Below are 20,377 nucleotides of genomic sequence, written 5' to 3' on the forward strand. Positions count from 1 at the left end.
AAAAAAGGAGGTCTATCGTGGTAGTGAAAATTGCCTTAATTCACACAGTTCAAAGTGTTTTAGCTACTTTTGGTAACAGAATAAAAGACGCTATCCCTAATGTGAAAGTGGTTAACACCCTTGACGAATTCTTGGCAAGTGATCCGGCTGAAAAGGGAGAGTTTACCGTTAATAATATGCAGAGGTTATTCTCGATTGTAAAATGTGCGGAAATGACTAAACCGGATGCAATTATTGTAACCTGTTCTACACTATCTCCAACAATAGAAAAAATCTCTCCTTTTATTAAAGTACCAATCATTACAATCGATGAAGGGATGATACGCAAAGCAGTCGAAATTGGGTTGAAAATTACTATCCTGGCAACTGCAGACAGTACAGTTGAGCCGACAAAAAATAAGCTCATTAGTGAAGCTCAAAAAATTAGTAAGGATATCGATATATCCGTGATAGTCTGCCCTAAAGCATATGTGGCGATGAAAGCAGGAGATCAGCAGTATCATGATGAGATAGTAAAAGGAAGCGCACTTGAAATAAAACAGCAGGACGTGGTGATATTAGCCCAGGCATCTATGGCCCATTTAGAGGAAGATATACAAACGATCTGCGGATGCACGGTACTTTCTAGTCCTAGTATGTGTATCAAGCAGTTAAAAGAAACCTTAAAAAAGTAACGCATCATAAGGGCAACTAAATCCCAATTAATCAGGCATTTCATTTAAGTGAATAGAGGAGAGGGGATTACAAAATGTCAGAAAAGCCAACGAAAGTAAGGTATCTTGTTCTTTTTGTGGTGTGCTTAGTTTACTTAATTACATATCTTGACCGCGTGGCCATCTCAGTCGCTGCCCCATTAATGATGAAAGACTTCGGAATCAACAAACTGGAGTGGGGCCTCGTATTATCGGTGTTTTCCTGGACTTATGCTTCGTTTCAAATTCCAGTCGGATTGCTAGGTGATAAATTAGGTGCTCGTAAGGTTCTTGCCGGTATCGTCTGTCTTTGGTCGCTAATGACAGTTGCTACAGCTATGGCATGGAATTTCATGTCCCTGGTGGTAATAAGACTTTTGTTTGGTATTGGTGAAGCAGGGGCGTTTCCTACCGCAACTAGGGCATTTGCCCATTGGATGCCTTCCACAGAACGTGGTTTTGCTCAGGGTTTTACTCACGGAGCAGCAAGATTTGGTGGGGCGATTACACCTTTGATAGTCGCGGTTATTATGAATGCGTGGGGTTGGCATTCAGTATTTTATATTTTTGCGGCTATTGGTTTAGCGTGGGCTGGGTTTTGGTATTTTTGGTATCGTGATAAACCGAGTGAGTATAAGGAAAGATGGGGCGGTATTAACCAAGCTGAAATGGATCTTATTGATGGCGGGAAATCAAGTAAAAAGGCTGCCCCAAAACTGCCGTTTAAGGCTCTCTTAAAAAGTAAGAACATGTGGTTTCTCAGCTTGAGTTTTCCAACGTATTGCTATACTGTCTGGATATTTATGACTTGGTTGCCTGCTTTTCTTGTTGAAGCGAAAGGCTTCAGTGTCATTAAGATGGGTATTTTCGCTAGCATACCCTTGTTTGCCGGAGTAGTTGGTGACACCCTAGGAGGTTGGTTATCTGATAGAATCTGGAAAAAGACTGGGAATGGTAAGTTTGCTCGTCGGGTGGTGCCGATGGCAGGCATGTTAGTAGCAGCGGCTTTTTTGATTCCTGGTGCATTGACTGATAATGCATACATGGCAGTGTTTTATCTGGCTTGTTCACTATTTGGCCTAGAAATGGCGGTCGGTGTTTACTGGGCTGTGTGCCTGGATGTAGGGCATGAGTATGCTGGGACAGTATCTGGAATGATGAATACCATTGGCAATATCGGTTCTGCATTATCTCCATTGGTATTTGGTGCCATCCTTCAATTTACAGGATCATGGGTATATCCCTTCCTTGTTGCCAGTACAATTTTGGTTATTGGCGCTCTGCTTTGGTTAAAAGTTGATCCAACGCTTTCTATTGCAGAGGAATTGAATTTGGAAAAACTTGAAAATGAACAAAAGGTTGTAATGTAAAAAGCTAACTAAAAAATGAGAGGAATACATTATGTGTCAAAGGCACAGATACAATCTGTGCCTCAATTATAAAGTAATAGAGATGCTCATCAAAGAGTATGAACGGATTTATCAATCCCTTGATGGAAATATGGCGCAAAGCATGAAAGTATTGCTATAGGTTGGCATTTAATTTGAAAAATATTATTGAAAACAAGGAGGCTATTTGCATGGCATTATCTGAGGAAAAAGTCAGTCAATTAAAAGAAATTACTAAAAAAATGCGTATTGATATTATTAAGACATTATACAAGGTGCAAACTGGTCATCCAGGGGGATCTTTATCAGCTGTAGAAATTATGACAACACTTTATTTTGGTCATATGCGGGTGGATTGTACCACACCGGGTTGTCCAGATCGAGATCGGTTCATCGCTTCGAAGGGACATTGCGCACCAGTAGTCTATACTACACTGGCCTGTAAAGGTTACTTTCCTGCAGAAGAACTTGCTAATTTAAGGCAGCTAGACTGTATGCTTCAAGGTCATCCTGACATGAAACGTATTCCAGGGGTGGATTTGTCGACGGGTTCTTTGGGCCTCGGTCTGTCTGTTGGTGTTGGCTTAGCTTCAGCAGCTAAGCTGGATAAAAAAGACTATAACACCTATGTGCTCTTAGGAGATGGCGAGCTGCAGGAAGGACAAAATTGGGAAGCCTTCATGGCTGGCTCTAAATACAAATTAAACAACCTAATTGCCATTGTTGACTATAACGGTGTTCAATTAGACGGCACAGTAGATGACGTAATGCCTCTTGGGAATTTACGCAAGAAATTTGAAGCCTTTGATTGGCATGTTATTGAATGCGATGGTCATGACCTAGTAGCTTTAGATAAAGCTTTTGAGATGGCTAAACAAGAAACAGGCATGCCATCAGTAATCATTGCAAAAACCGTAAAAGGTAAAGGCGTTTCCTTCATGGAAGGCAAAAACACCTGGCATGGCAAAGCCATTGGCAAGCAAGAATATGAAACAGCGATAGCAGAACTGGGAGGTTGCGTACAATGAAAGCAATGAGAGAAGCTTACGGTGAAGCACTTGTAGAATTGGGAAAAAAGAATACCCAGGTTGTAGCGCTTGATGCGGATGTATCTGGTTCTACCCGTTCTGCATTATTTGGTAAGGCCTTTCCAGACAGGTTTTTCAATGTAGGGATTGCCGAAGGGAACATGGCAGCTATGGCTGCAGGATTTGCTTTGGCAGAAAAGATTCCTTTTATTAATACCTTTGCTTTTTTAATGGCGGTGAGAGCAACGGACCCCATTCGTAGCCTCATTGCTTATAATAAACTGAATGTTAAAGTGGTAGGTGCGTATGGCGGTTTTTCCGACTCTTATGATGGGGGCAGTCACCAAGCCATTGAAGATGTAGCCATCATGCGCTCCCTTCCCAATCTTAAGGTTGTTGTGCCAGCAGATGAGTATTCAGCCAGAGCTTCAGTTACAGCTGTTGCTGAATATATTGGCCCCGTGTATTTAAGACTGAGCAGAGCGGAAGTTCCTCCAGTGTATAGTGAGGAAAATTGTCCATTTGTTATTGGTAAAGGCAATGTCTTGGCAGAGGGTAAAAATGTGACTATTATTGCCAACGGTTATATGGTTCACCGGGCAATGGAAGCTAGAAGAATCCTGCTGGCTGAAGGTATTGAAGCGGAAGTCATTGATATGCATACCGTTAAGCCTATTGATAGCGAGTTAGTGATTAAATCGGCTACTAAAACTGGCGCGGTAGTCACTGCGGAAGAAGCGAGTGTCATTGGTGGCCTTGGTTCAGCAGTAGCTGAAGTGTTGATAGCGAATAAACCTGTACCTATGGAATTTATAGGAGTTAAGGATGTTTTTGGTGAGTCTGGTGATTATAACGAGCTACTGGCTAAGCACGGACTTGATACTCTGTCCATAGTAAAAGCTGCACGAAAGGTTATTGCCAAGAAATAAAATATAAGCATTTTGGAGGCGATTATTCATGAATGAATCCATTCGCAAATATATGAGAGTAGGCTTAATCCACTTTATGGCTTATCCTGCTGTGATAAAAGGGGAAGGCCCTATTGAAGAAACCTTTAAAAAGGTTGCCGTTGACGACTATTTTGAAGTTGCTGAAATCACTTGGATGAAAGATAAAGAAGTAAGAAAAAGTGTCAAACAAATGATTGATACCTCTCATATGACAGTGACCTATGGTGGTCAACCCCGCCTCTTAACAACTGGGTTTAACATCAATAATATTGATGAAGCTGGCCGCTTAACAGCTCTAGCGTCTCTGAAAGAAGGTATTGATGAAGCTTATGAAATGGGAGCAAAAGGTTTTGCTTTCTTGAGTGGCAATTATACAGAAGAGCAAAAAGAAGAAGCTTACCAAGCGCTCATTACATCTACGAAGGAATTATGCCGCTATGCTAAAGAAAAAGGCAATATGCCAGTAGTCCTAGAAGTTTTTGATTATGATGTGGACAAAAAATCACTTATTGGACCAGTAGACTTGGCCAAACGATTTGCACAAGAGATGAGAGCCGAATACGATAACTTTGGCTTGATGGTAGATTTAAGCCATTTACCACTCCTCCATGAAACAGCGAAAGAGTCGCTGATTCCGATTAAAGATTATATTATGCATGCTCATATGGGGAACTGTGTAGTGAAAGATCCATCCTGGCCTGCATATGGTGACGCTCATCCTCGATTTGGTTTCCCAGGTGGAGAAAGTGATGTTGATGAATTGGTAGAATATTTACGAGTGCTAATGGAGATTGGTTTTATCAGTAAAGAAAAACGCCCGATTGTTAGCTTTGAAGTAAAACCCTTCGGAAATGAAGATCCGGACCTTGTAGTTGCCAATGCTAAGAGAGTTTTGAATTTAGCGTGGGAAAAAGTCTAATTACATTGATAGGACTGAGAGAAGTATTAAAAATAAAAAAGAATTGAGAGTTGATAGTTATGAAAGCAGTCGTACTTGACGGCTATACTTTAAACCCTGGAGATTTAAGCTGGAAAGCTTTAGAAGCAATGTGTGAAACCACTGCATATGACCGTACAGCCTATGATATATCCGGGCTGGACTTAATAATAGAAAGAGTGGGGGATGCTGAAGTTGTCTTCACCAACAAAACACCACTTACTGCAGAAGCGCTGAAAGCTATGCCTAACCTTAAATTTATTGGGGTACTTGCGACTGGTTACAATGTGGTTGATGTAGATGCGGCGAAAGCACAAGGAATAGTTGTAACTAACATCCCTACCTATGGCACAGATGCTGTAGCCCAAATGGCCATTGCTCTTTTAATGGAAATGTGCCATCATGCGGGTGCACATAGCGATGCTGTTAAAAAAGGGGATTGGACAAATAACGTTGACTGGTGCTTCTGGAACTATCCACTCATCGAACTTGCCGGTAAAACCATGGGTATCATCGGCTTTGGTCGCATTGGGCAGGCAACAGCTAGAATTGCTCAAGCCCTTGGTATGAAGGTCTTAGCTTTTGATAGCTATCAGATAAAGGAACTAGAAAGTGTAACCCTAAAATATGTGGAACTCGATGAACTCCTCGCACAGTCTGATGTAATCAGTCTTCATTGTCCTTTATTTGAAAGCACTAAAGGCATAATTAATAAGGAATCCTTGGCCAAGATGAAGCCAGGAGCAATGCTTATCAATACGTCAAGAGGCCCTCTTGTTGTGGAAGCAGATCTTGCGGAGGCCCTCAATAGCGGTAAGATTGCTGGAGCGGCTTTAGACGTAGTATCTTCAGAACCGATTAAGGCAGATAATCCCTTACTGATAGCCAAGAACTGCATTATTACACCTCATATTTCATGGGCTCCTAAGGAATCTCGTCAACGTCTGATGGATATTGCGATGGATAATCTAAGTCACTTTATTAACGGCAAACCGATCAATGTGGTAAATAAATAATTCAGTCATAAAGAACTTTCATAAGGCAATATCATAATGGCGCAAAATATACGGCAGATTTGATACTATAAATAGCTGCTTGCTGTATTTTGCGCCAAATTAATGAGTTCTCATTCTCATTTGTGGCGCGGAGTAAAGCAGATAAGTTATGCAAAACTGGAGGATTTGTCGATATGGAACCGATTCTATTCATAGCACCTTCACAAATTGTTGCTGAAATTGTGAAAAGAATTACTGTCGAAATGAGTGTGAGTTTTCCGATTGAAATCGGCAGTAATCAGCAAGCACTAGAATTAGCTAACGCCTATCCAGAGATTAATATAATCATAGCTCGAGGAGGGACCGCTGAAATCATAAAACAACAATCTGGAAAAACCGTAATTGAGATCGCCGCCTCAGTGACGGATCTTTTGCTTGCAGTTTTCCAGATGATCAATACTGGCCAAAGAAAGATTGGGGTTGTCGCTAGAAAAAATATAATTGACGATGTTGTGCAGGATTTCCAGTATGAAAATCTACAGATTTTCTTTCGTCCATGTAAGAGTGATGAAGAAGTAAGGCAAGCAATACAGGATCTCACTCAATTGGGAGTGGAAGGAATTGTTGGCGATGGCGCAGGATATAAGATCGGAAAAAACAGGGGCTTACTAGCTGAACAAATTGCTTCAGGCCCTACGTCCGTAAAAAGAGCGATACATGAAGCATTAAGGATTGCCAGGGCTCAGGAATTAGAACGTTCGCGGGATAATAAAAGGGCGGGGCAGATTCAGCGGCATGTAAGTGACATTTATATTGATCTTGAACAAGCAGTGGCAGCTATAGAAGAGTTAACGGCAAGTTCCCAAGAAATCGCGGCAACAAGTCAAGAAACAGCCGCTATTGCCAAAATTGCGCATCAAAAAGTAAGGAATACTACAGCAATATTAGATATCATCCGGCGAGTAGCTGAGCAAAGCAATTTATTAGGACTGAATGCTGCCATTGAAGCGGCACGTGCTGGAGAATATGGGCGAGGATTTTCCGTCGTTGCTGAAGAGATTCGTAAACTAGCCGATGAAAGTCATCGTTCGGCCAACCATATCAATGCAACCCTAAATGAATTCCGCGATTCCGTTGAAGGAGTATTAAAAAATGTAGAACAGAGCAATACAATTACCCAAGAACAAGCTACAGCTACACAAGAAATAGCTAGGATGCTGGACAATTTAAAAGAAATAGGCCAAAAACTCGTAGATATGGCAGAAAAACCGCTCTAGTTTTCTTTGAATTGCGAGATAATACGATTCACAATAGGAGGGAAAAGATGAGTAATAAGCGAATCGCGATTCTGACTAGTGGTGGAGATGCTCCAGGAATGAATGCTGCTATTCGGGCAATTACGCGAAAAGGACTTTATCATGGTTTTGAAGTATTTGGGGTTGAAAAAGGTTTTCAAGGATTAATAAACGGAACCTTTTTACCCATGAGCTTAGAATCGGTAGCTGGTATTCTTGATCAAGGAGGGACTATACTCAAAACAGCACGGAGTGAAGAATTTAGGACTGAGGCTGGGCAGGCGGTAGCTTTAAGGAATTTGGAAAACCAGTTGATTGACGTAGTGGTCGTAATTGGCGGTGATGGGTCTATGCAAGGTGCTATGAGATTGTCTGAACTAGGCGTCAATACGATCGTGATTCCGGCGAGTATCGATAATGATATGCCTGGTACAGAATATTCTATTGGATTTGATACAGCGTTGAATACAATATTAGAAGCCGCTAATAAAATTAGAGATACGAGTATCTCCCATGATAAGGTTGCCATTGTAGAAGTCATGGGCAGAAACTGCGGAAATTTAGCATTAATGTCAGGCCTTGCATGTGGTGCAGAAACAATCCTGATACCGGAGATTACCAATGACATAGGGGAAGTCTGTGAAGAGTTGCTGGAAAGTTATAAACGAGGCAAGTTGTACCGTGTTGTTATGTTAGCTGAGGGCGTTGGTAGGGGGCATGATATTGCAACACAAATAGCAGCGCGAACAAATCTTCCTATTTCGGTCACAGTGCTCGGTTATATTCAACGTGGTGGTAATCCAACAGCTATGGATAATATTATGGCCAGCCGCATGGGGGCAGCAGCCATTGATGAGATCATTGCAAATAAGAGTGATTTTTTGGTAGCGATGAGACATGGAAAGTTAGTTTCAGTGTCTTATGGTAAAGAAAATGAGTTTCAACCCGGTGTCGATCTCGGAGAATATGAGCTTTCCCGAGTTTTGGGAATGTAGAGATGCTTTGGATTCTATAGTTTGCCGAAAAGCGTTGCAAAGCGGACTCAACATTATATAATATTGTTGTTGGGGTTTCACTCTCTTGGTCATGAAGAAGGGGCGTAGAATTATGCTGATTGCTCTTGTAATGTTTGTTTTAGGATTATTACTTGGTTTTGTTGGTGCCGGGGGAGCGGGCGTTGTTATTGCGGTTTTAACCGTATTATTCGGTATTCCAATACACACTGCTTTGGGAACATCGCTTAGCGCGATGATATTTACCACTCTGTCTGGCGCATACAGTCATTTTCGCGAAGGTAATGTGGAGGTGAAAAATGGAATAGCTGTTGGTGTTTTTGGGGCAATAGGTGCTTTTATTGGATCGCAAATTGCATCTGGCCTGGCTGCCAAAGATCTCAAATGGTTGACGGCTTGTATGTTGTTTTTATCAGCTATTTTGCTTTGGCTTAAAATCTTTTTTGCTTCTAAGGGAATCTTCTCAAGAATTGAAAGTAAATCTGCTCCAGTAGGGTGGAAGTTTTGGGTAACTGCCTGCGGCTTGGGAATTTTTACAGGAATTTTATCAGGAACCTTTGGAATTGGTGCCACTCCATTTATCCAAATCGGTTTATTAGTATTCTTTAATATGTCGATTCATCAGTCTGCGGGTACAACCATGCTTATCATTATGCCGATTGCTTTATTGGGTGGTTTAGGTTATTTGTCAGCTGGTTATTTGGACATATCGTTGCTTCTCAAGGTAACAATAGGGCTGATGGTTGGGGCCTACGTTGGGGCAAAATTCACAAAACGCCTAGACCCTTCTATTTTAAAGGTTTCTATGGTGTCGGTACCGATATTTGGTGGAATTTTATTACTATTTGGCTAGGAAAAGGACTCTGCTGTGAATGCGAAAAGCGTACCAAGTTTTAAAGGAGAAACTTGGTACGCTTTTGATTTATACCTTAAAGGGAAACGTCAATGGTTGTCGAAATTTATGCTAATTAATAGATCGAATTTTGAGAATTCGGATATCATAGATTATTTTCGAATTAAAGAAAATATGATTCAGTGAATAGAAGAATCCAAAATTCTAGCTGAACAATTAGAATAAAGACCTATTATGATAACTATAGACTTTGCTTTTTTCTATAGCAAAGAGATATATGATGAGGTGCAACTTTTAGTGAATAAGTGGATTAAATGGTTTAAGCGTAGGATTTCTTTGAACTTAACAAATAGACTAATGTTATATTATATTTTAGTCATTTTTTTAATTGTCGGTGCTACTATGGGGCCAACTTTATATCTATTTTCGGATACCATGCAAAAGATGAATGAGGATCGAGCGTTGCAAGGACTAGAAGGCCTTGCTAGTATTATTGAAATGAATAAACAAGATGCCTTGGAGCATGGCTCTATATTGGCAGGCAATCCGATATTGGCTAGTGCCATTGAGTCAAAGGATACAGTGCAAATTCTAGGAATTCTTCAACCAAGAGTGGAAAAGGCCAAACTAGACTTTGCTACGGTAACAGATGATAAGGGAATCGTCATTGCTCGTGTACATGCTCCTGTTAAAAAAGGTGATGATTTGACAAATCAGTCAAATATCCGCAGGGCGCTTTTAGGAGAGGAAGCTACAGGGATAGAGTCAAATAGTGAAATGAAATTTGCTATCATAGTAAGTATTCCTGTGAAAAATAAGCAAGGTGAAATAGTTGGAGCCATATCAACAGGATATGACCTGGAAAATAATAAGGCGGTTGATCAGGTTAAGAAGATGTTTAATACAGACGCAACTATCTTTTTAGGGAATGTTCGCTTATCAACGACGATTATAAAAGATGGCCAGCGTATAGCAGGTACTACACTGAATGAAATGATTGATCAAAGGGTATTAAGGCAAGGGGAAAAATATATTGGTCAAACAGAAATTGTAGGAGAAAAGTACGTTACAGCCTATATGCCGTTAATCGGTGTGGATGAAAGGCCTATAGGTGCAATTTTCGCTGGTCAGAAGGTAGCAAATTCCCTAGCAGCCAGAAATAAATTAATTTGTACTGTGACAGGCGTAGTTTTAGTAGCTATTATATTTGTTATTTTTCTTGCAGTATTTATGGCTAAAGGTATTGTTACGCCAATAAGAACAATTGCAAGGATTGCAGGGCTAGTGGCTATAGGGGACTTGACGCAGCATGTCGAGATAACATCTAGAGATGAAGTTGGTAGGATGGGGAATGCTTTTAACCATATGGTTAATCAATTGAAGAAGTTGATTGCTGCGTTAAATTGTGAGATACAAGAACGCAAACAGATTGAGGTAATGGTTCGTCAGAGTGAAAAGCGATATCGGTTGTTAGCTGAAAATGTTACTGACGTAATCTGGACAATGGATTTATCGGGAAAGCTTACGTATATAAGTCCTTCAGTTCAGCGACTAAGGGGATATACGGTGGAAGAGGCTCTGGAATTAACCACTGAGCAATGGCTAACTTCTTCCTCGGCTGCTATAGCTGTACGCAATATTCAATGGTTAAATGAGATGATAAAATCAGGTCAAAAGATAGAAAGTCGGCGTTTAGAACTAGAAATACGATGCAAAGATGGTACGTTGGTATGGGTTGAATCAACCTGTAGTGGAATATACAACGCCGACGGAGAGATTTACGGCATTCAGGGAGTTGACCGTGATATTACAGATGAACGACAGTTGGAGCGGAAAATTCGCCAGGACGTTCAGCTTGCGGGTAAATTACAAAAAGCCCTTCTGCCGGGAGATGCGAACAATGAATTATTTATTGTTCGTGCAGCCTATGCACCTTTAAGGGAAGTAAGCGGTGATTTTTATAATTACCTTTTTCATTCAGATGGTATTTTGCGGGGATATATCTCAGATATCTCTGGTCACGGCATAGCTACAGCGCTTAATTCCGCAGCGGTAAGATTTAGTCTAGATGAAGCCCTTGGTAAGAAATTGACTTTGGAGCTAGTGCAGAGCGTTAATACTAAACTTGTAGAATATCTTTCGGATGAAACATTTGTTGCCCTGATTATGTTTGAGTTTGACTTCTATGCAAAAACAGTAACGCTGGTTACAGGTGGGATTAACCACTTTTTAGCTTCTACGCAGCAATTTAACGGCTTAGTGACAATGCCTGGAGGTCTTATTGGTTTGTTTGAGGTAGCGGATTTGAATATTGTAAAAGTGCCAATACAGCCTGGTGATGCTTTCTATTTTGTTACAGATGGACTGATGGATTTGATTAAAGATAATATGCCTGATCAAGTTCACGATTTTGAAAAGAGTATTGACTTTTTGGAAGAGCAAATTCAGAAAACGTCGAAATTGGATGATTGTTCAATGCTTTGTGTAAAGATTCAAAACTTATATAACCAGTATTTTTAAAATTAGGAATGGTAATCTTTAAGCTTAAGCTTAAATTGCTATAACGTTACCTTTTAAGCAAATAGCTTGAATTAGATAACCATCTTGAATAAAAAGAGATTGAGTAAGCATACTAAAAAATGATGCAAGCAGAAAGAAAGGAGAGAATAAGTATGTTTGACTTAATACCTTATAAGCAAAATCATGGACATCAAAGAAATGCGTTGAGTAAGTTTGCGCGAAATTTTTTGGGGGATGATTTTGAAGCGCTTTTTGATCATGTTGATAACTTCCCCAGTTCTTTTCAAGTCGATCTGCGGGAGACTGACAATGAATATGTAATAGAAGCGGATCTACCTGGCATTAATAAAGAGGATATTAGTCTGCGTTATGAAAATCATTATTTAACAATTAGCGCCAAAAGAAATGAGACACAAGAAGTAAAAAGTGAAAAAAATTATGTTCGCCGAGAGAGACGATTTGGTCAGTTCCAACGGAATTTTTATATAGATAATATTCAAGATGATAAAATTAGCGCCAAATTTGATCACGGTGTTCTTACCGTTATCTTACTAAAAGCAGATAAATCTCAGTTACCACAGGGCAATATCCCGATTCAATAGAATTAACTATATGGTAATTAAACGGAGTTCAATACAAGGGGGCAGTTATCTTGTCTTCAATAGAATAAAACCTCTGGAGATGAGGCATATCCATGAAGTTCAATTAGTGGATGAGCATCATTTATTTAAGGCTATTAAGGCAGGTGCCGGATATTTCAAATAGAAAAAGTACACAATTTTGTGCAGTTTTATTTTGCAATAATTGTGTACTTTTATATTAACACTTTACAGTGTCCATTCTGAGGTTGAATTTTTAAACAAGATTATGGGTATTGTAGCTTAATATTCTGCTGAATGATAAAAGATATCTTTGCCCTTGCAAAAATCTCGTACCAGAACCAAAAAGAAAGTCAGCTTCTGTCATTAGAGAAGCTGACCTTCTTTTTTACGGAATCAGAAAATACAACACTTTCTTGATTTCAAGTCTTTTCTTAATTATCAGGTATTGGCTTTTTCGCAACAGAAATAGCTTTGCGCGAGCGATAAATAGAATTTTTGCCTATATCACCAAGCCGTAAACTTACCGAGACAAGGATCATATCCAGAATGACCAGCTGAAGAATGCGGGAAACCATGGCATCTGTATAATATTTGAGCTGATTGGTAGAACTAAATAGTGCAATATCAGAAAGTTTGGCTAGACTTGAGTTAATATAACTCGTGATGCCAATAATTTTAGTGCCTTGCTTTTTGGCGTTTTCTGCAATTTCTAAGACTTCACGGCTTTCTCCTGTGTGGGAAATAAGCACAGCAATATCTGTTTGGGAAAGATGTGCGGCTTGAATCATCATCAAGTGGGAATTTGAATGGGTTGTTACATTTAAACCTAAACGTAAGAATTTGTGGTAAGCGTCAAGGGCTATGACGTCTGAACCGCCAGAGCCATAAAAGAGTATTTTATCTGCCGTTGTAAAGAGTGTGACGATAGCTTCGATGGATGCTGAATCAATTAAGGATTTAAGGTCATTTATGGCAATTGAGGCTGATTGTATGATTTTTTGGTTAATGGTAGCTACGTCATCATCAGTACTGATGTCTTGGTAGCCATCTTCAATTTTAAATTTATGCGAAGAATTCTGGTTATAGGATATTTCAGTAAATTCGTGTGCCATGTCAATGCGAAAGATCTGAAAAGATGTATAGCCTAATTTTTTTATAAAGCGCATAACGGTAGTTTCACTTACATTACAGTTTTTAGCTAGTTCACTTATCGTGGCCATAACGGCATGTTTTTGGTCATTTAATATATGATTGGCTATTAATTTTTGACTTGTCGATAACGTATTGTATTTATGACGTATTTCAGTAAACGGTCTATTGGTCATATCTTTCACCTCGGAAAATTATTTATGAAAAAATAAAACGTATCGACTTTTAGCATAGAGTAAATTTATAACGATTGCAATACTAGTTGCGAAAAAATATTACGATTACACATTGACAGCTAAATTTAATTTTGCTAATATTAAATCAATTCACATAGTTAAAAAATAACTGTGTTAGCAAGTGTATAGTTAAAAACAAACTAAAAATGGAAACTGAGCATACAATATTATTATTGCGGAATATGCCTAGTGAAAAAGTAGATATTAATAGCTGCTTAGATTGTATGCTGTTTTATAAAAAAAGGGAGGCTAAAAAATGAAAAAAGTTGGTTTTGTTGGATTGGGGATTATGGGGAAACCTATGGTGTTGAACTTACTAAAAGCTGGTATTGATACTACTGTTTATGATATCAATCCCAAAGCAGTTGAAGCATTAGTAGAAGCTGGAGCGAAAGCGGCTACTTCTCCTAAAGAACTGGCAGCTGGTAGTGATGTTGTTATTACAATTGTACCAAATGCAGCAATTGTAAAGTCGCTTTTAGAAGGGGAAGATGGTATCTTAGCTGGCGTAAAACCTGGTACAGTTATTGTTGATATGAGCTCGGTATCTCCTGTCGATTCTCAGAAATTTGCTGAAGCTGCAGCAAAGTATGAGTGTCCATTCCTTGATTCACCGGTAAGCGGCGGGGAACCTGGCGCTATCAATGCAACACTCGCATACATGATTGGCGGTGACGAAGCTGTTGTTGAAAAAATTAAAGATGTTTTCTTGGCAATGGGTAAATCAGTTACTGTTATAGGTCCTAACGGCAGCGGTTCTGTAGCAAAATTGGCAAACCAAATTATCGTTAACTTAAATATTGCTGCAGTATCTGAAGCACTTGTGCTTGCACAAAAAGCTGGCGCTGATCCGGAAAAAGTTTACCAAGCAATCCGCGGTGGTCTTGCAGGTAGCACTGTGCTTGATGCAAAAGCTCCTATGATGTACAATCGCAACTTTAAACCAGGTGGAACACTTGCCATTAACTTAAAAGATATAACAAATGTTATGGATACGGCTCAAAGCCTTGATGTTCCTTTACTTCTTACTAGCCAATTAAAACAAATTATGCACAGCTTAAAAGCTGACGGTCACATTATGGACGACCATGGTGGAATTGTGCAATTCTATGAAAAATTAGCTGGCGTTGAAGTAAAAAAAGGCAGCTAATTTCGGTTAAAAGTTAATTAAATCGGAATAGGTGGCAGCCCATCTATTCCGTAATATGTAATAGGAGTGTGTGGAATGGAAAAAGTATTAAAATCTGAAATCTTTGCAACAATTCCAGAGATTGATGAAGCTAAGGTTAATACGGAAATAGCTAAAGCTCTACAAAACTTTGGCAAAAAAATTATTGTACTTGATGATGATCCGACAGGAATTCAAACTGTTCATGGAGTGTCAGTATATACTGACTGGTCAAAGGAAAACATTGAGGCTGGTTTCAAAGAAGAGAATTCCATATTCTTTATTTTAACTAACTCCCGGAGCTTTACCGAAGAAGAGACAACCAAGGCACATCAGGAAATAGCAACCAACATATTAGAAGTATCTAAAAAAGCTGGCAAAGGGTTCATGGTTATTAGCAGAGGAGATTCTACACTCCGCGGTCATTATCCGCTTGAAACTAAAGTGCTTAAAGATACCCTTGAAAAAGACGGTACTACAAAAATTGACGGTGAAGTGCTTATGCCTATTTTCAAAGAAGGCGGACGCTTTACGATCGGAAATGTGCATTATGTACAGGAAGGCGACTATTTGACGCCAGCTGGGCAAACCGAGTTTGCCAAAGACAAAACCTTTGGTTATGTAAGTTCTAATTTGGGGGATTATATCGAAGAAAAAACCAAGGGCGCATATAAAGCTAAAGATGTTACCTATATTTCTTTAGAAAGTATTAGAAGCTTTGATATTGATGGAATTGCTGCGCAATTGGCAAAGGTTTCTAATTTCGGTAAAGTAGTTGTCAACGCTGTTGACTACGTAGATGTAAAAGTATTCTCGATTGCTCTTATTAAAGCTATGGCTGCAGGGAAGAATTTCATGTTCCGCACAGCAGCTGCGTTTACTAAAGTAATTGGCGGGGTAAGCGATAAACCGCTACTTCTTAAAAAGGATTTGGTTGCCGAAGGCAGCACTGCAGGCGGCCTCGTAATTATCGGTTCGCATGTTAAAAAGACAACAGAACAGTTCGAAGAACTAAAAACATTAGATTTTGTGAATTTTATCGAATTTAATCATCTCTTGGTGTTAGAACCGACCGCAGTATTAGAAGCGGAAATCAGCCGTATTGTAAAAACAGCCGAAGGACACATCCAAAACGGAGAAACAGTAGCCGTTTACACTGGACGTAAACGTTTTGAGCTTGGGGCCGATAATAAGGAAGAAGAACTCAAAGTTGCTGTAAAAATATCGGATTCTGTAACAAGCATAGTAGAGCGTATTCAAGCTAAGCCAAGTTTCCTCATTGCTAAAGGCGGTATTACATCAAGTGACGTAGGAACAAAAGGTTTGGCTGTGAAAAAAGCAACTGTTGCTGGACAAGTTAAACCAGGCGTACCTGTATGGCTTACTGGCAGTGAAAGTAAATTCCCCGGACTTCCCTACATTATTTTTCCAGGAAATGTCGGTACAAAAACAACGTTAAAAGAAGTTGTTGAGATGCTTGGCAGAAAATAACAGATGTAAGGAGTAACAACTATGCTGACAACATTAAGTATTTTGCTGAACGCGGCAAAGCAGGAAAAGAAGGCGGTTGGTGCTTTTAATGTATATAATTTGGAGACGATTCTGGCAGTAGTTGAGGCGGCCAACCGTCTAAAATCACCTGTAATTCTTTCCTTCGGGGAAGGCTATTTTACTCATGCGCCAGTGGAAATTATTGCTTCAATTGTTAAGGAAATTTGCACCCCGCTTGATATTCAGGTAGCTCTGCACCTTGATCATGCTAAAGAACTAAAATCAATTGCTCGCGCCATTCGGGCCGGTTTCACTTCAGTAATGTATGATGGCTCAGCTTTGCCACTCTCTGAGAATATTCAAAAGACAAAATATATTGTAGAGTATGCCCATGCAGTGGGCGTAAGCGTAGAGGGCGAACTTGGCTATATGAATAATGAAGATGGTACCTGCGAGGAAGGCCTAGATTTAGAAAAAGGTTATACCAGAGTGCAAGATGCCGCTGCGTATGTAAATGGTACGGGAATTGATGCGTTGGCAGTGGCTGTCGGCAATGCCCATGGTATTTATAAAGGAACGCCAACGCTTGATTTTGCAAGGCTTGATGAAATTGCGCGGGCCGCTACTGTCCCGATTGTTTTACATGGCTGCTCTGGCATACCTGATGACTACATTAAAAAGGCAGTATCATTAGGTGTGGCTAAAATAAATGTGAATACAGAAATTTCAACAGGGGCAGTAATGGCAGCGAGAGAGTTTTTGGCTAAGAATACCGAGAAAGGATTACGTTTTGAAACCTTGCTAATGGATGCACGTCATACTATGAGCGCAACAGTTGAACGGTTTATAAAACTCTTAAGCTGATGCGTTATGTAAATAATTTTTTAAAATATAGTTGGAGGGTTTAATCATGAGTGATGTAACGTATTTAGTGATTTGTCTCCTTGTTGCAATTGCTTTAATTGTATTTCTTATTATGAGAGTAAAGTTGAGCGCATTTGTTGCATTAACTATTTCTGGTCTCACGCTTGGTATTTTATCAGGTATGCCTCTTGAGAAAATTGCAGGTTCCTTTCAAGCAGGTATGGGAAATACGCTAGGATTTCTTGCAACTGTTCTTGGCCTTGGAACAATTCTTGGAAGGATGCTTGAGGTTTCAGGCGGGGCGCAGCGTTTGGCAAAAACGTTAATTAAAGCGTTTGGTGAAAGAAACGCTCATTGGGCCATGATGTTTGTAGCCTTTATTTGTGGTATTCCTGTATTCTTTCAGGTCGGTTTTGTTTTATTAATTCCAGTTATGTTTAGTATTGCCATTCAAACTAAGATGTCACTAATAAAAATCGGAATTCCTGTTGTAGCTGGTTTGATAGTAGTACATGGTTTGGTACCTCCACATCCAGCTGCCTTAGCAATTGTTGGTACGCTTAAGGCAGATGTTGGAACAACTATTATCTACTCTTTGCTTATTGGATTACCTGCGGCGATTATAGCTGGACCAATTTTTGGTAGTATAGTATCGAAGTATGTTAAGGCTAATCCGCCGGAACAGCTTTTTAAAAGCGAACTTATACCAGATGAAAAGCTGCCGGGATTTGCAACGACACTCTTTACAATACTTCTGCCAATGATAATTATGGTAATAAAAACTATTGCTGAATTATTATTACCGAAAGACGCGGCGTTTTTACCGCTTATATCATTTTTAGGAAATCCAATCACAGCACTTTTGATTTCAGTAGTCTATTCCTATTTTACCCTCGGCTTTTCAAGAGGTTTGAAGAAAGAAGAAATATTAAAAATAACTGACGGCTGCTTCGGACCAGTAGCAGGCATACTGCTCGTTATCGGTGCAGGCGGAGCATTTAATCAGGTACTGCAGGACAGTGGAATAGGCAAAGCATTAGGCGGAGTTCTTACAAACCTTCATATGAATCCGATACTCTTAGCATGGATTATTGCTCTTATAATGAGATTTGCAGTAGGTTCCACTACTGTTGCCATGGTTACCGCCGCTGGTATAATTCTTCCAATTGTACCTAGTTTCCCAAATCTTAATCCATCACTTTTATGTGTAGCTATTGGGGCGGGAGGAGTTGGACTCTCACACGTAAATGACTCAGGATTCTGGATAGTTAAAGAATACTTTGGAATGTCGGTACAGGATACTTTTAAAACATGGACACTTTCTACAACGATTGCTTCTGTCGTTGCTTTTGCGGGCGCAATGATATGTAGTGTGTTTTTATAATTGGCTATTTTTTCATATTGAAAATTGTTAGAAGAATATAGTATCAATTTTGGTGAAAAGAACGGTTTTACGGCTCTTTTCACCAAAAGTAATTTTAAGGGCGTAGTGCGTTTGTCAAATATAAGTAGTACATTAGGAGTGTGGGAAAATGAGTACTCTAGCACAAGTATTAAAGGCAAACAGTGAATTTATGAACTCTAAAACGATACAAAGAATTCATGAAAACAGCCATTCAGTTAGCAAATTTCCGAATCGGCACTTAGCTATATTTACTTGCATGGACACAAGGTTAGTTGAATTTCTTGAGCCAGCTATGGGAATAAAACGTGGTGAGGTAAAGGTAATAAAAAATGCTGGTAATTCAATTACAGGACCGTTTGCGTCTACCATCCGTAGCCTTGTAGTATCAATTTTTGAGCTAGGGGTTAAGGAAATCATGATAATCGGTCATATGGATTGTGGTATTTCTCACTCCACATCAAGAGAGTTAATCCAAAAGATGCTCTCACGGGGAATTTCCCTGGATGCAATTAAAATGGTAGAGGCGGAACTAGAATTATGGTTAGATCAATTTCACAATCCGATCGACAATGTAAAAAGCGTTGTGTACAAAATTCGGTGTAATCCACTGATTCCTAAAGATATTCCAGTACATGGGCTTATATTTAACCCAAATACTGGGGCAATTAATGTTGTAATTGATGGATATAAGAGTAAAATAGAAGAACACGGCACTTATTATGCAGCTGATGTAGAAAGATTGGAAAAGATATAGGGAGAGTATACATGAACAATGGGAATGATCAGTTTTTATTATCAATGGTAATTATCATATTAGGATATCTGTTGAGAAAAATAAACTTAATCAAAGAACAGGATGGTGAAACCCTATCACGGATAATATTCAACATCAGTCTCCCAGCTTTGATTATTACTACTTTTAATACAATTACCATTGATTTTTCTCTTATATTGATAACTATAATTGGTATTGTATATGGTATATTTATGGCTTTATTGGGCGTAATTGTATTTAAAAATGAGGATAGAGCCACTCGGGGAATGCTTTCAATGCTAGTTCCCTCATTTAATATTGGATTATTTGCATACCCTATTGTGGAAGCTATTTGGGGACAAGAGGGGATTAAATATTTTGGAATGTTTGATGTAGGCAATTCTTTGGTCATATTTGGTGTTTCCTACATCATTGCTGGTTATTTTTCTTCTGATAGTTCAGATTTAAATTTTACCAGTGTCTTTAGTAAACTCTTAAAATCTGTCCCTTTGCTATCCTATACAATTGCTTTCGGTCTCGCTGCCCTAGGGGTACACTTTCCTAGGATCGTTGTTGATTGTACACAAGTTTTAGCGCGCGCTAACATGCCACTTTCCTTGCTACTTTTGGGGGTCTATTTAAATTTTTCCATAGAATCGAAGTATTTGAAAAATATGGCCAAAGTGTTGGCGTTACGATATTTGGTTGGATTAACAGTAGGCACAATATTTTTTTCCCTAATGCCCTTTGATCGGATGTTTAAATACACCATGTTGATTGGATTTTTGCTTCCTATGCCTACGGCGGTCATACAATATGCAATAGAGTTTGATTATGACCAAAAGTTTGTAGGTACTGTAACGAATATAACAATACTACTGAGCTTCTTTTTAATATGGATCATTATCAGTATGCCAAATATGCTTAGGCCTTAAGCTCCTAAAAATCATAAAGAAATAATCAGGGATATTGTAAAAAATACATATGTTTCTTAAAGAGCGGATCTTCTGGAAACAGTTTGCTCTATTCGATTGACA

At 39.3% G+C, this 20,377-nt stretch carries 18 protein-coding genes; 17 read left to right on the plus strand and 1 reads right to left on the minus strand.

From position 1 onward, the window contains the following. The first annotated feature begins 17 nt into the window (after positions 1 to 17). From UFO1_RS00510 to UFO1_RS00560, 11 genes are all read left to right on the plus strand, one after another. A complete protein-coding gene (locus UFO1_RS00510) occupies positions 18 to 674 on the plus strand; it encodes an aspartate/glutamate racemase family protein (RefSeq protein ID WP_051788769.1) in 657 nt (218 codons plus the stop codon). A 74-nt stretch (positions 675 to 748) separates the two neighbouring features. Further along, on the plus strand, positions 749 to 2,062 hold the full coding sequence (locus UFO1_RS00515) for an MFS transporter (RefSeq protein ID WP_038666519.1): 1,314 nt from the start codon (positions 749 to 751) through the stop codon (positions 2,060 to 2,062). A 209-nt stretch (positions 2,063 to 2,271) separates the two neighbouring features. Beyond that, positions 2,272 to 3,108, plus strand: coding sequence for a transketolase (locus tag UFO1_RS00520; protein ID WP_038666521.1), 837 nt, complete (start codon positions 2,272 to 2,274; stop codon positions 3,106 to 3,108). Beyond that, on the plus strand, positions 3,105 to 4,037 hold the full coding sequence (locus UFO1_RS00525) for a transketolase family protein (protein ID WP_038666524.1): 933 nt from the start codon (positions 3,105 to 3,107) through the stop codon (positions 4,035 to 4,037). The genes UFO1_RS00520 and UFO1_RS00525 overlap by 4 nt, the downstream gene beginning before the upstream one ends. Positions 4,038 to 4,065: 28 nt before the next feature. Next, a complete protein-coding gene (locus tag UFO1_RS00530; RefSeq protein WP_038666527.1) occupies positions 4,066 to 4,977 on the plus strand; it encodes a sugar phosphate isomerase/epimerase in 912 nt (303 codons plus the stop codon). 59 nt (positions 4,978 to 5,036) lie between these two features. Beyond that, positions 5,037 to 6,011 carry a D-2-hydroxyacid dehydrogenase gene (locus UFO1_RS00535; RefSeq protein WP_038666529.1) on the plus strand — a complete coding sequence of 325 codons (975 nt, stop codon included), beginning with the start codon at positions 5,037 to 5,039 and terminating at the stop codon, positions 6,009 to 6,011. 173 nt (positions 6,012 to 6,184) lie between these two features. After that, positions 6,185 to 7,267, plus strand: a complete 1,083-nt coding sequence (locus tag UFO1_RS25610) for a PrpR N-terminal domain-containing protein (RefSeq protein WP_038666532.1) — start codon at positions 6,185 to 6,187, stop codon at positions 7,265 to 7,267. Between the two features lie 47 nt (positions 7,268 to 7,314). Next, entirely contained in the window at positions 7,315 to 8,280 is a 966-nt protein-coding gene (pfkA, locus tag UFO1_RS00545) for a 6-phosphofructokinase (protein ID WP_038666535.1), read from the plus strand. 112 nt (positions 8,281 to 8,392) lie between these two features. After that, the gene (locus UFO1_RS00550) at positions 8,393 to 9,151 is read left to right on the plus strand and encodes a sulfite exporter TauE/SafE family protein (RefSeq protein ID WP_038666538.1); all 759 of its coding nucleotides are present in this window, start codon (positions 8,393 to 8,395) and stop codon (positions 9,149 to 9,151) included. A gap of 297 nt (positions 9,152 to 9,448) precedes the next feature. Further along, the gene (locus UFO1_RS00555; protein WP_038666541.1) at positions 9,449 to 11,671 is read left to right on the plus strand and encodes a cache domain-containing protein; all 2,223 of its coding nucleotides are present in this window, start codon (positions 9,449 to 9,451) and stop codon (positions 11,669 to 11,671) included. A gap of 152 nt (positions 11,672 to 11,823) precedes the next feature. Further along, positions 11,824 to 12,273 (plus strand): Hsp20/alpha crystallin family protein, encoded by a 450-nt coding sequence (locus tag UFO1_RS00560; RefSeq protein ID WP_038666545.1) that lies wholly within the window; start codon positions 11,824 to 11,826, stop codon positions 12,271 to 12,273. A gap of 431 nt (positions 12,274 to 12,704) precedes the next feature. On the opposite strand, the gene UFO1_RS00565 is transcribed toward UFO1_RS00560, so the two are convergent. Next, on the minus strand, positions 12,705 to 13,598 hold the full coding sequence (locus tag UFO1_RS00565; RefSeq protein ID WP_038666548.1) for a MurR/RpiR family transcriptional regulator: 894 nt from the start codon (positions 13,596 to 13,598) through the stop codon (positions 12,705 to 12,707). A gap of 316 nt (positions 13,599 to 13,914) precedes the next feature. On the opposite strand from UFO1_RS00565, the gene garR reads away from it, so the two are divergent. The 6 genes from garR (at position 13,915) to UFO1_RS00595 (ending at position 20,275) form a co-directional block, all read left to right on the plus strand. Next, positions 13,915 to 14,808 (plus strand): 2-hydroxy-3-oxopropionate reductase, encoded by an 894-nt coding sequence (garR, locus tag UFO1_RS00570; protein ID WP_038666551.1) that lies wholly within the window; start codon positions 13,915 to 13,917, stop codon positions 14,806 to 14,808. A gap of 75 nt (positions 14,809 to 14,883) precedes the next feature. Beyond that, positions 14,884 to 16,317 (plus strand): four-carbon acid sugar kinase family protein, encoded by a 1,434-nt coding sequence (locus tag UFO1_RS00575; protein ID WP_038666554.1) that lies wholly within the window; start codon positions 14,884 to 14,886, stop codon positions 16,315 to 16,317. 21 nt (positions 16,318 to 16,338) lie between these two features. Continuing rightward, positions 16,339 to 17,181 carry a class II fructose-bisphosphate aldolase gene (locus tag UFO1_RS00580; RefSeq protein ID WP_051788770.1) on the plus strand — a complete coding sequence of 281 codons (843 nt, stop codon included), beginning with the start codon at positions 16,339 to 16,341 and terminating at the stop codon, positions 17,179 to 17,181. A 46-nt stretch (positions 17,182 to 17,227) separates the two neighbouring features. Then, positions 17,228 to 18,565 (plus strand): GntP family permease, encoded by a 1,338-nt coding sequence (locus tag UFO1_RS00585; RefSeq protein ID WP_038666557.1) that lies wholly within the window; start codon positions 17,228 to 17,230, stop codon positions 18,563 to 18,565. Between the two features lie 148 nt (positions 18,566 to 18,713). Next, complete coding sequence (locus tag UFO1_RS00590) at positions 18,714 to 19,340, plus strand: carbonic anhydrase (protein WP_051788771.1); 627 nt, start codon at positions 18,714 to 18,716, stop codon at positions 19,338 to 19,340. A gap of 11 nt (positions 19,341 to 19,351) precedes the next feature. Then, positions 19,352 to 20,275 carry an AEC family transporter gene (locus UFO1_RS00595; RefSeq protein WP_038666560.1) on the plus strand — a complete coding sequence of 308 codons (924 nt, stop codon included), beginning with the start codon at positions 19,352 to 19,354 and terminating at the stop codon, positions 20,273 to 20,275. The last annotated feature ends 102 nt before the right edge of the window (positions 20,276 to 20,377 follow it).

The organism is Pelosinus sp. UFO1, from assembly GCF_000725345.1.
In the GTDB taxonomy this organism is placed as follows: domain Bacteria; phylum Bacillota; class Negativicutes; order DSM-13327; family DSM-13327; genus Pelosinus.

What these genes read in the sequence shown, in the direction of transcription:
- UFO1_RS00515 (WP_038666519.1), top strand. Translation starts at nt 749, where the DNA reads ATGTCAGAAAAGCCAACGAAAGTAAGGTATCTTGTTCTTTTTGTGGTG.
- UFO1_RS00520 (WP_038666521.1), top strand. Translation starts at nt 2,272, where the DNA reads ATGGCATTATCTGAGGAAAAAGTCAGTCAATTAAAAGAAATTACTAAA.
- UFO1_RS00525 (WP_038666524.1), top strand. Translation starts at nt 3,105, where the DNA reads ATGAAAGCAATGAGAGAAGCTTACGGTGAAGCACTTGTAGAATTGGGA.
- UFO1_RS00530 (WP_038666527.1), top strand. Translation starts at nt 4,066, where the DNA reads ATGAATGAATCCATTCGCAAATATATGAGAGTAGGCTTAATCCACTTT.
- UFO1_RS00535 (WP_038666529.1), top strand. Translation starts at nt 5,037, where the DNA reads ATGAAAGCAGTCGTACTTGACGGCTATACTTTAAACCCTGGAGATTTA.
- UFO1_RS25610 (WP_038666532.1), top strand. Translation starts at nt 6,185, where the DNA reads ATGGAACCGATTCTATTCATAGCACCTTCACAAATTGTTGCTGAAATT.
- pfkA (WP_038666535.1), top strand. Translation starts at nt 7,315, where the DNA reads ATGAGTAATAAGCGAATCGCGATTCTGACTAGTGGTGGAGATGCTCCA.
- UFO1_RS00550 (WP_038666538.1), top strand. Translation starts at nt 8,393, where the DNA reads ATGCTGATTGCTCTTGTAATGTTTGTTTTAGGATTATTACTTGGTTTT.
- UFO1_RS00560 (WP_038666545.1), top strand. Translation starts at nt 11,824, where the DNA reads ATGTTTGACTTAATACCTTATAAGCAAAATCATGGACATCAAAGAAAT.
- UFO1_RS00565 (WP_038666548.1), bottom strand. Translation starts at nt 13,598, where the DNA reads ATGACCAATAGACCGTTTACTGAAATACGTCATAAATACAATACGTTA.
- garR (WP_038666551.1), top strand. Translation starts at nt 13,915, where the DNA reads ATGAAAAAAGTTGGTTTTGTTGGATTGGGGATTATGGGGAAACCTATG.
- UFO1_RS00575 (WP_038666554.1), top strand. Translation starts at nt 14,884, where the DNA reads ATGGAAAAAGTATTAAAATCTGAAATCTTTGCAACAATTCCAGAGATT.
- UFO1_RS00580 (WP_051788770.1), top strand. Translation starts at nt 16,339, where the DNA reads ATGCTGACAACATTAAGTATTTTGCTGAACGCGGCAAAGCAGGAAAAG.
- UFO1_RS00585 (WP_038666557.1), top strand. Translation starts at nt 17,228, where the DNA reads ATGAGTGATGTAACGTATTTAGTGATTTGTCTCCTTGTTGCAATTGCT.
- UFO1_RS00590 (WP_051788771.1), top strand. Translation starts at nt 18,714, where the DNA reads ATGAGTACTCTAGCACAAGTATTAAAGGCAAACAGTGAATTTATGAAC.
- UFO1_RS00595 (WP_038666560.1), top strand. Translation starts at nt 19,352, where the DNA reads ATGAACAATGGGAATGATCAGTTTTTATTATCAATGGTAATTATCATA.